Source organism: Acidithrix ferrooxidans (genome assembly GCF_000949295.1).
Taxonomy (GTDB): Bacteria; Actinomycetota; Acidimicrobiia; order Acidimicrobiales; family Acidimicrobiaceae; genus Acidithrix; species Acidithrix ferrooxidans.
This window is the reverse complement of record NZ_JXYS01000131.1, coordinates 1-8,559: the sequence shown is the minus strand read 5'-3', so window position 1 is coordinate 8,559 and position 8,559 is coordinate 1. Positions and strand designations below refer to the sequence as shown.

Here is an 8,559-nt window from a genome sequence, read left to right as displayed (position 1 = left end):
AGAACCTAGCGGGCAACTTTCATCGCACTAGGCTCAAGCCTTATGAAGGCCCTTTTGGAACCCGGTCATATAGCTACCAATTCTTTGGCGTTAATATACCCGTGACAGCTTTGGTGGACTAGGACCCGGTTAGAAAACGTGTCAGGTCCCCCGAGTGAACGGGGAACTATGTATCGAAGCGTCCATCTCGTTTGAGATGTGATCGCTTCGTTGTTGTTTTGACAGTTTCCATCTCGTTCACGCCAATGGCGGGCTAGCTTCTTTTTCTCCGCAGGGTTTGTGGTCATTTGACGACCGATGCGGTCCTCAAAGTATGCATCCCACTGGGGATCGAAGGGATTGGCGTCGCCTTTGATCTTGACGTGTCGAACAATAGCCCTATCGCTGGCTTTTACCAGTGTTATTACCTTGTCGTCTTTGTCCTTTACGCTAAATACCCAATTCCGGTTGCCGATGGTCATGAAGTACTTCTTCTGGTCCATTTGGTTCCCTTGTTGGGGTGGCGTCTTTTTGCCCATTGCCATAGCATTATCCATATCTCGTGATCTAGAGAGGAAAAGGCTTCCTTGGCAAGGGCATGGCGATGATAGTTCGCCCAGCCCTAGATCACCGGGTTCAGTTGCCGTATGAGACTTTCCTGCTTAGCCGTCTTGTTAGAGGAGATGATCTGGCATATTTTAGATTTAACCGCAGCCATGTTGTCCTTAGAGGGCCTTTGCAGAAGCTTTCCCTTGTACTTTCGGAAGTTCCAACCCAGGAAGTCAAAGCCATCAGCAATATTGGTGATATTGGTCTTTTCCGGTGAAGCCATGAGACCACGCTCCGCCATAAAAGCTTCTATCACAGGTTTCACCTGGTATTCCAACAGCTCTTTAGAGATGCCGGTGACGATAAAATCATCCGCGAATCTTACCATGTTGACCTTGCGACCTCGAAGTTGCTGCTTGAGCAGTGTTTTAAGACCATCTAGTGTCAAATTTGCCAATACTGCTGAAACTGGGCTCTCTTTCGGTGTCCCGAGGTCACTCAGAAAGAGCCTTCCTCTTTCTTGAGTATCCAACCTTTGGCCACTTAATCAGAATCGCTTTGTCCATAGGGATATTGGCGATTAGCCAGTCGTGGCTGATATTGTCAAAGAAGCCTTTGATGTCGCCCTCAAGTATCCACTGTGCCCGGTTGCAGTTCGCCAGCACGATAAAGCACTGTCCGGCCGCATCTTGCCTTGAGCGGGCGGTACGAAATCCGCAGCAGTTCGGATCCTCCAATGTCTCTGCGATGGGATCGAGTGCCAGCTTATATAAAGCTTGGAATGCTCGATCACCCATTAGGGGAATTCCCAAGGGTCTCTTCTTTGGGGTTTTTCTTGGCTATGTAGATGCGTCGAAGGGCCAAAGGCTGATAGCCCCGCTGCGTCACCTGTGTTATGGCATCTGTCTTTGATTTGGGTGTTGACCAGATTATCTTGTCTACACCCGGGGTTTTATTGCCTTTATTGGTTGTCACCCTCTTTATGGCAAGTGCCTTGCCGCTAAATGAGTGAGTAAGCAGATGTTGAAGGGCTTTCGCCTTGTTCTATTTGCCTTGGATGTCTAGCCTTTACGATGCGGGCTTGCAGCCTCTTGACGTTACTGTTGAGCTTTGAGGTTACCCATAAATAATGGACACATTGACTAGGCCGCCTTGGCGGACTCCAATAACGTTAGTTCATAACCAACCGGTGAGACGTTACCGATCTTCGAATAGCGCCTTTTATGGTTATAAAAGTCCATGTAACCCCTAATCCCAGCCTTCAACTCGGACATATTTTCAAATACATGGCGGTAGAAGTACTCGTGTTTGAAGATCGACCAGAACGATTCAGCGGTTGCATGGTCGTAGCAAGATCCAGTTTTATCCATTGACCGGATAATGCCATTCTGTTCACAGAGTTCCACGACGCGACGATCGGTGAATTGGCTCCCGCGATCGGTATTATGCCGAATTCGGCTTAATAGCGATTATGCCGAGGTTTTCATTTAGCCGAGAAATTATAGTTATACCAGCGTAGTCGTGGCTTACTGAACAATTTCTCGGCTTAATGTTTCGGTGCTATCGCAGGCTATATAAGACCTGAAGCCTTTCTTCAGTGAGGACGTTCTCGTCGACAACGTCGAATACAGGGGTGGCAGCGTCGACGGCTTGTCGCATCATATCCATAGTTGCAAAAGCGTAGAACGCTGCGGTGGTGGAGGTATTCTCGTGACCGAGCAGACGCATGATAATTGGCAGCGGAACACCTTGGCGGTAGAGGTCCATAGCTTTGGTCTTGCGCAGCATGTGGCAATGTATCGTTTTGGGGATGCTGGGACAGTTCAAGCGGCCACTTCGGGCGGATTCTTTCAAAATTGCCGCGGCGGTGTCGACCGATAGCCCCATCGATAGCCCCTGGTGGAGGCTATAAAACAGCGGTCGTGTCGTAGGTTGTCGAGCCGAGTTCGTGTGGAACTCTGCGAGATAGACCCCCAAATGATCGAATGTCTTTTCTGTTAGCGGTACGATTCGGGTTTTGTTCCCCTTTCCGGTAAGAGTAACATGCCCAGGCGGCCCAAGAGACAGGTTTCCTAGTGTCAGGGCCGTGATCTCACTCACACGAGCTGCGGTATCGTAGAGAAGGATAAGGAGCATCCGGTTTCTACGTGCTTTCGCGGTCTTGCCAGTGAAGGCACAAAGTATCGCCCGTGTCTCAGGTTCGGTTAGATACTCGATTGGTTTTTTGGGGCTGGCAGGTGTTCGAAGTGTCTTGGCTGCCTGGCTAAGCGCTACGAGGGTCAGTTCTTCTTGGGATGAGTAGGCCAGGAATGCTTTGACCGCGCTGAGCCTCAGTGCAATGGTATTGGATGCGTAGTTTTTGTCTTTCGCCATCCAGGCCAGCCACGCTTTAAGGTGAGCTCGATCGAAATGGTCGAAGCTGACCACTTCACGTTCGACATGGTCATTGGTTGCTAAATAGCTCAGAAAACATTCCAGGCTGATCCGGTAGGCTTCAATCGTCTTTGGCGAGCACTTTCTCACCGTGGACATGTAGATATGGAGGTAATCCCTAGCAAAGCTCCAGAAGTTCGGGGCGTCGGTGTTTGGATAGCGTTTCATTCGAATCCCACCTCCGGCAGTAGCGACCGGCTCTTCTGAGTGATCTGGGCGTATGATCCCATGAAGTCAGGAGAAGTGTGAATGTAGTAGTAGGTGCTATCGAAAGTCGCATGCCCCATATAGCGCGACAGATATGGCAACATAGCGGTGACGTCCTTTCCTTGAGCCATCCATTTTTCGATGTTGGCGTAGGCGAAATGATGCCGGAAGTAATATGGTCGAGGCTGCTGGCTACATGTCGGTCTCTTCAGTGCGGCCTGATCCCAGATGCGGTTGAATATTGTTCCGACCGTTGCAGCTGTCACCTTGATGCCATTACTAGAGACAAAGAATGTCTGGCGGGACGGGCCAAAGTGTTGTTTCGATATCCCTTCGCACGCGGCGAGAATCTCAATGACTTCGCCGGTCAAGGGGAGCCTCCGACTGCGGTTGCCCTTAGACCACAAGATGTCGATGTGGCCGTCATGGAGGTTGACATGCTCACTCAGAAGAGCGCGGGGCTTCACCGGTTCTGATTCCACACGAGTGCATAAGCGCGAAGAACGCAACCGCTTGCCATCGCCATGGGGACTGCACCTCAAGCTGAGCCGCAGAGCTGAAGAAACCTTCGATCTCGTGGCTGGCCATCAGATAGGGGTGAGCTGGAATGAACGAGGCTTTCCATTTATCAGAGAGCACGTAGGCATCTTTGTTTCCATGCGCCACCAGCCATCGGCTAAAGTCCCTGATGTAGGACATCCATGATCGATAACAGCTCGATCGTTCCAGTTGGGCGGTCACCCACCCTTCGACAGTGGCACGCTCGAAGACCCTCAAATCATGTTCAACACAATAAGCATCAAACTTCTTTAGGTAAAATATCCGAGAGTTCCCATAGCAGCCCATATTTTCCTTGAATACAAGGTACTCCTCCAGTTCTGTAGCGAACGCACTAGTGAAACCGTGCCCGGTCATGATCGCGCACCTGTCGGAACTGGAAGTACGCACTCTCTGAGATGGTCATCATCGACACTCATATAGAGGTTGGTCGACTCCGGGTTCGCATGGCCGAGTACGGCCGATATCGTGGCGAGAGGGACATAAGCGCGCAGTAGCCTGGAAGCGGCGTTATGGCGCAGAAAGCTGGTCCCGGCCTTTATGTCGGTGACTCCGGCCTTGCGAAACGTTTCCTTCGTCACACGGTAGATCGAGGAATGATCGGACAGTTTGGTGTGCGGCGCCACACAGCGCAAGAATACGTGATCATCGTTTGAGTCGGGCCTTTCATCAAGGATGTAAGCACCGAGTTTGGAGGTCACCATTACTGTCAACGGTAGCGTCAGAGGGTTATGCGTCTTTTGTTGAATAATGCCGATGGTCCGTTCCCGCCAATTGATATCTATCAGTCGCAGAGCCACGATGTCACATGCTCTTAGTCCCGTCGTAAGTGCAAGTAGCGTGATGGCGCTATCGCGTGCACTCACTATCTTCGACATGCATGCCTGCACGAGAAGTTCTTGGTCGTGGTCGCTGAGAACGGGAAGGATCCTATGAGAACGCTTAACTCCGGTTAGATTCACCGCGTCGATTAAGTCGCCGCGGTTTATGAAAGTCAAAAATGGACGGAAGTTCGATACAACTCAGAACAGAGAGGACTTCGCCCATCTATCTAGCAAAGATTCGAGGAATTCAAGAATACTAGCGGCATCAGCTCGCTCGAGACTGACCACTCCACGGTCTTCTAGGAACACGAGATAGCTGCGAGATATCCGACCATAGGCAGAGCGCGTCGCCAATGCCAGAGCGCGATCTGCCATATCTGCATCCCACGCTGCGATCAGCCTCGAGAACTCGCTAGTTGCCGGTTGGCGCCCACCACCGCCACGTGTACGCATTGATACGTCTACATGCCCACTCTGTACATACGAGTCAAATACGCCTACGATCCGACCGAAGTCGAACCGGCGTTGAGCACTAAAGTGGCCAGTGCGCGGACTAGTTGTCATCGAAGCAAACTCGGCTCCTAATGAGAGGGTGTAGAAACCGCCTCGTTCCTCGACGAAGTCAGCCAGACGCTTGATTGTCTTTTCGTAGTTACCAATCGTCGAATTCATGTAACCGGCCGAGCGCAGCTCTGCAACCACCACTGCGCCAATCTTTGTGACCGTCGTATCCATAACCGTCTCCTTTCTAAAGACATATAGATACGACTGATAATAACGATAATCAACCGAAACATTAAGCCGAGAAATTGTTCAGTAAGCCATGACTACGCTGGTAGAACTATAATTTCTCGGCTTAATGAAAACCTCGGCTTAATCGGTATGAAAAATTGCGCCTTGGATATCGTCTCCCCTGAGGGATATTGACTGCTGGAGCGCTTCAATGACAAGGCTTGTCCTCATGTGGCGATCGACAGAATATCCAAGCACCCTGCCGGAGTGCTCATCACGAATGGCACAAAGGTAGGCAAAGCCCTCTCCAACTCGCAAGTAAGTGATATCTGAGGTAAGAACGGTATTTAGATATCCCTTGTCGAAGTCACGTTCGACGAGGTCGCTGGGATAACAAGCCTTAGGGTCAGCGGTAGTGGTCTTGACCTTGAATGACCTCGGGGAGATACCCTCTATGCCAAGATTTCTCATCCGAGTTGCAACACTATTTTTGCTTATTACCTCCCCCCGGTCGTGTAGCTCGGCGGTGATTCTTGGGGAACCATAAGTTCCATTAGATTCCCTGTGAATGGAGATAATCTTCACCTCAAGGTCATCTCTGGCTACCTTGGCATCGGCTGGGTTCTCTAACCGATGTAGCCAGGCATAGTAGCCAGATCGAGACACTTCAAGTAGTCGCGCCATCCGTGATATTTCAAAGTTGGCGCACTCCGCTTCCATCAAGGCAAATCGCCCTCGTTTGCTTGCTTGGCTGCGAAGTACGCGGCTGCTTTTCCCAGGAACTCATTATCTTTTTTGAGCTCTGCCATCTCACGACGAAGCTTTATGAGTTCTCTTCTTTCATCAGCACTTAGTGGTCCTTCACTGACACTAGATGCTGCCTCTAGACGTATTCGTTCATCTTTTACCCATCGATACAGTGCTTCTTGAGAAATAGATAGCTCACTCGCAACTTCTGGAATGAACGTGGCGGAATCTATAACTCGATGAGTGAGCTTCGTATCTTGAACTCAAGGGTGAATTTACGCCTTGTAGCTCCCATGATGACATCCTTTCTACCAACAATCTATGTTGGCTTAACAGGTGTCCACTAAATCTGGGTAACCTCACTTCGACCAATCGATCTTATCCCAATCCGTTTCGTCAGTAGGGCCACACGTGGCGTTAGCCATGTTCATTTGCCTTCCTAGTCTATGAGGTTCTATGAATTCAGGCCTCCTGACATGGTACCCAGCAAGTTTCTGTAAATTAGCCTCTGAGCTGGATAAATAATTCTGCAGGTGACCTGTTTCGGAGCTTGAATATGATATAATTGATGAGATGGAAACCACCTCAGGCAACCAGAATTCCGGGCTGATGATCGGTCAGCCACCATTGCCACTGGTTCCCAAAGAAACCCTCCCAATCGGTGATTCTGCTGGCATCTACGAAGACGAGCGTGGAGGTGCGGTCTTTATCTGGGGCAATGTCGTCTACACCTAGGGACCGGGTGACGAACCCCTTCGGCGACTTGCTGCAGTGCAACTTGTAGAGACTGGCGCTGCACGACCGATTGATGTTTCTCGTGCGTTTGAGATCAAACCCAATGCCTTGTGGCGTTGGCGCAGAGACTTCGCGGAATTCGGTCTAGCCGGCCTCGTCGATGCGAAGAGAGGTCCGAAGTCACAGCGCCTAGTAACCCGAAGAAGTCTCTTCCTACATCAAGGAACTGCGGCTCGACGGAAGAACGATTCAGTCGATAGCTGATGAGCTAGGTATTTCTACCTGTCCGGTCCGCCAAGCACTTGGCCGCCTTGGTCCGAAACCGAAGGTATCAGCGGCAATCGATCCGTCGGATACAGGTGATCTGGATGAAAGAGACACCGAAGGTGACGAGATAGAGCTTGCCCGTGCAATCCATCCGTCGACAGATGACATAGAGAATGACTCTTTTGCAGAAGCCGAACTATCTTCTGAAACAGAGCTATCTTCTGGTACTGAACTATCTTCTGAAACTGAGCTATCTTCTGGTACTGGACTTCTTCCGGTTCCATTGCCTGAACCACGCACCAAAGAACGAGTCCTTGCCCGCTTTGGTCTTCTTGAAAGTGCAACGTCTGTATTCACCCAAGGTGCTGGACTAGCGAGGCTGGGATCACTGTTGATCCTTCCGACATTGGCACAGACTGGACTCTTTAGCTCGGCAAAGAAGACTTATCACAGCCTGTCTGACGGTTTCTACAGCCTGAGTGCAACGATTCTCACCATGGTCTTTCTAGCGGTCTTTAGAGAGCCACTCGCAGAAGGTGCAACCCGTATCCCACCCTCAGACCTCGGTCGACTCCTCGGACTCGACCGTGCCCATGAGGTAAAGACCATCCGACGAAAGTTGAGCGAGATCGCAGGACCTAACAAAGGATCTGAATTCGTAAATGCCCTTAGTGAGTATCACGCAGAACAAGATCCCGACGTAATGGGTTACCTCTATCTCGATGGCCACGTCCGAGTCTATTCAGGGAAACGAGACCTACAAAAAGCACACGTGACCAGAACCAGGATTGCAGCACCAGCAACCGTTGAGACCTGGGCGACCGATCAGAGGGGTGACCCTGTTTTTGTCGTGACCTCTGAACTTAGCGCCTCATTGGTCTCGGAGATCAGGCGCCTACTCCCATCACTCAAAGCCTTGGCTAAGGGCCACACGATGACCGTGGTGTTCGACCGTGGCGGATGGTCACCAAATCTGTTCGCAGAAATGGTCCGAAACAAGATCGACTTTGTCACCTACGTCAAAAACAAGCGCACGAAAGAGCCAGATGATGCCTTTTTCGAAGAGTCCTTTATCGAGGATGGCGTTTCATACCTCTATGAGCTGGCTGATAGAGGTATCTGTCTGAATCTCACAAAGGAAGTTGACGGCCAAAAGACCCTTAGCTGTCGTCAGATCACCAGACGTAGGGAAGGTGGTCGCCAAACCCAGATAGTAACCTCCCGCACCGATGCCAGTGCGTCAGAGATAGCTCATCGTATGTTTGCTCGCTGGCGTCAAGAGAACACTTCGCACTCGATGCACTCGATTCCTACAGTTTTTTAGGAGACGACCCTTTTCGCATGGTCCCAAATCCTGCGAAAAAGACAGCCCAGGCTGATTTACGCAAAGCACGTCTCGCCCTATCTCAGGCAGAAGCAGCGATAGGTATCGCACTCGAGGAGTCGAAGCGGACATCTTTGGTGAAGTTCAAGACACAAAATGCAGAACTCACAGCAATAACAGAAAAGGCACGAAGCGAAGTTGACC

At 50.6% G+C, this 8,559-nt stretch carries 16 protein-coding genes and 1 pseudogene; 4 read left to right on the top strand and 13 right to left on the bottom strand.

Annotated features, from left to right (window positions below):
- Window positions 1-65 precede the first annotated feature (65 nt).
- From AXFE_RS20585 to AXFE_RS21715, 12 genes are all read right to left on the bottom strand, one after another.
- Window positions 66-524: an HNH endonuclease signature motif containing protein gene (locus AXFE_RS20585; RefSeq protein ID WP_160291777.1), complete on the bottom strand. Its 459-nt coding sequence runs from the start codon at window positions 522-524 to the stop codon at window positions 66-68.
- Between the two features lie 77 nt (window positions 525-601).
- The gene (locus AXFE_RS21130; protein ID WP_200891350.1) at window positions 602-1,060 is read right to left on the bottom strand and encodes a reverse transcriptase domain-containing protein; all 459 of its coding nucleotides are present in this window, start codon (window positions 1,058-1,060) and stop codon (window positions 602-604) included.
- The gene (locus AXFE_RS21125) at window positions 1,023-1,340 is read right to left on the bottom strand and encodes a reverse transcriptase domain-containing protein (RefSeq protein WP_201732514.1); all 318 of its coding nucleotides are present in this window, start codon (window positions 1,338-1,340) and stop codon (window positions 1,023-1,025) included. The genes AXFE_RS21130 and AXFE_RS21125 overlap by 38 nt, the downstream gene beginning before the upstream one ends.
- A complete protein-coding gene (locus AXFE_RS20565; protein ID WP_235347908.1) occupies window positions 1,318-1,512 on the bottom strand; it encodes a reverse transcriptase N-terminal domain-containing protein in 195 nt (64 codons plus the stop codon). Before AXFE_RS20565 ends, AXFE_RS21125 begins: the two co-directional genes overlap by 23 nt.
- Before the next feature lie 158 nt (window positions 1,513-1,670).
- A complete protein-coding gene (locus AXFE_RS16810; protein WP_268749167.1) occupies window positions 1,671-1,934 on the bottom strand; it encodes an IS3 family transposase in 264 nt (87 codons plus the stop codon).
- A 154-nt stretch (window positions 1,935-2,088) separates the two neighbouring features.
- On the bottom strand, window positions 2,089-3,129 hold the full coding sequence (locus AXFE_RS16805) for a tyrosine-type recombinase/integrase (protein WP_052607069.1): 1,041 nt from the start codon (window positions 3,127-3,129) through the stop codon (window positions 2,089-2,091).
- Window positions 3,126-3,635: a tyrosine-type recombinase/integrase gene (locus AXFE_RS21720; protein ID WP_200891348.1), complete on the bottom strand. Its 510-nt coding sequence runs from the start codon at window positions 3,633-3,635 to the stop codon at window positions 3,126-3,128. Before AXFE_RS21720 ends, AXFE_RS16805 begins: the two co-directional genes overlap by 4 nt.
- On the bottom strand, window positions 3,610-4,083 hold the full coding sequence (locus AXFE_RS20555) for a hypothetical protein (RefSeq protein WP_200891347.1): 474 nt from the start codon (window positions 4,081-4,083) through the stop codon (window positions 3,610-3,612). The genes AXFE_RS21720 and AXFE_RS20555 overlap by 26 nt, the downstream gene beginning before the upstream one ends.
- The gene (locus AXFE_RS20550; RefSeq protein WP_200891346.1) at window positions 4,080-4,724 is read right to left on the bottom strand and encodes a tyrosine-type recombinase/integrase; all 645 of its coding nucleotides are present in this window, start codon (window positions 4,722-4,724) and stop codon (window positions 4,080-4,082) included. Before AXFE_RS20550 ends, AXFE_RS20555 begins: the two co-directional genes overlap by 4 nt.
- Window positions 4,725-4,748: 24 nt before the next feature.
- The gene (locus AXFE_RS20545; RefSeq protein ID WP_200891345.1) at window positions 4,749-5,285 is read right to left on the bottom strand and encodes a site-specific integrase; all 537 of its coding nucleotides are present in this window, start codon (window positions 5,283-5,285) and stop codon (window positions 4,749-4,751) included.
- Window positions 5,286-5,423: 138 nt separating this feature from the next.
- On the bottom strand, window positions 5,424-6,002 hold the full coding sequence (locus AXFE_RS16790) for an IS3 family transposase (protein ID WP_052607068.1): 579 nt from the start codon (window positions 6,000-6,002) through the stop codon (window positions 5,424-5,426).
- Window positions 6,002-6,262, bottom strand: coding sequence for a transposase (locus AXFE_RS21715; protein ID WP_200891351.1), 261 nt, complete (start codon window positions 6,260-6,262; stop codon window positions 6,002-6,004). Before AXFE_RS21715 ends, AXFE_RS16790 begins: the two co-directional genes overlap by 1 nt.
- Window positions 6,263-6,602: 340 nt before the next feature.
- On the opposite strand from AXFE_RS21715, the gene AXFE_RS20190 reads away from it, so the two are divergent.
- Window positions 6,603-6,764 carry a hypothetical protein gene (locus AXFE_RS20190; protein WP_160291920.1) on the top strand — a complete coding sequence of 54 codons (162 nt, stop codon included), beginning with the start codon at window positions 6,603-6,605 and terminating at the stop codon, window positions 6,762-6,764.
- Window positions 6,765-6,794: 30 nt separating this feature from the next.
- Window positions 6,795-7,028, top strand: a pseudogene (locus tag AXFE_RS16780) (hypothetical protein); the annotation flags it as partial.
- Here AXFE_RS16780 and AXFE_RS16775 read toward each other — a convergent pair.
- A complete protein-coding gene (locus AXFE_RS16775) occupies window positions 7,014-7,388 on the bottom strand; it encodes a hypothetical protein (protein WP_235347904.1) in 375 nt (124 codons plus the stop codon). The pseudogene AXFE_RS16780 and the gene AXFE_RS16775 sit on opposite strands and share 15 nt — an antisense overlap.
- On the opposite strand from AXFE_RS16775, the gene AXFE_RS16770 reads away from it, so the two are divergent.
- Window positions 7,315-8,355, top strand: coding sequence for a putative transposase (locus AXFE_RS16770; RefSeq protein WP_152626185.1), 1,041 nt, complete (start codon window positions 7,315-7,317; stop codon window positions 8,353-8,355). The genes AXFE_RS16775 and AXFE_RS16770 overlap by 74 nt on opposite strands.
- A 17-nt stretch (window positions 8,356-8,372) precedes the next feature.
- On the top strand, window positions 8,373-8,559 hold a 187-nt coding region (locus AXFE_RS16765; RefSeq protein WP_152626184.1), incomplete at its 3' end, for a hypothetical protein.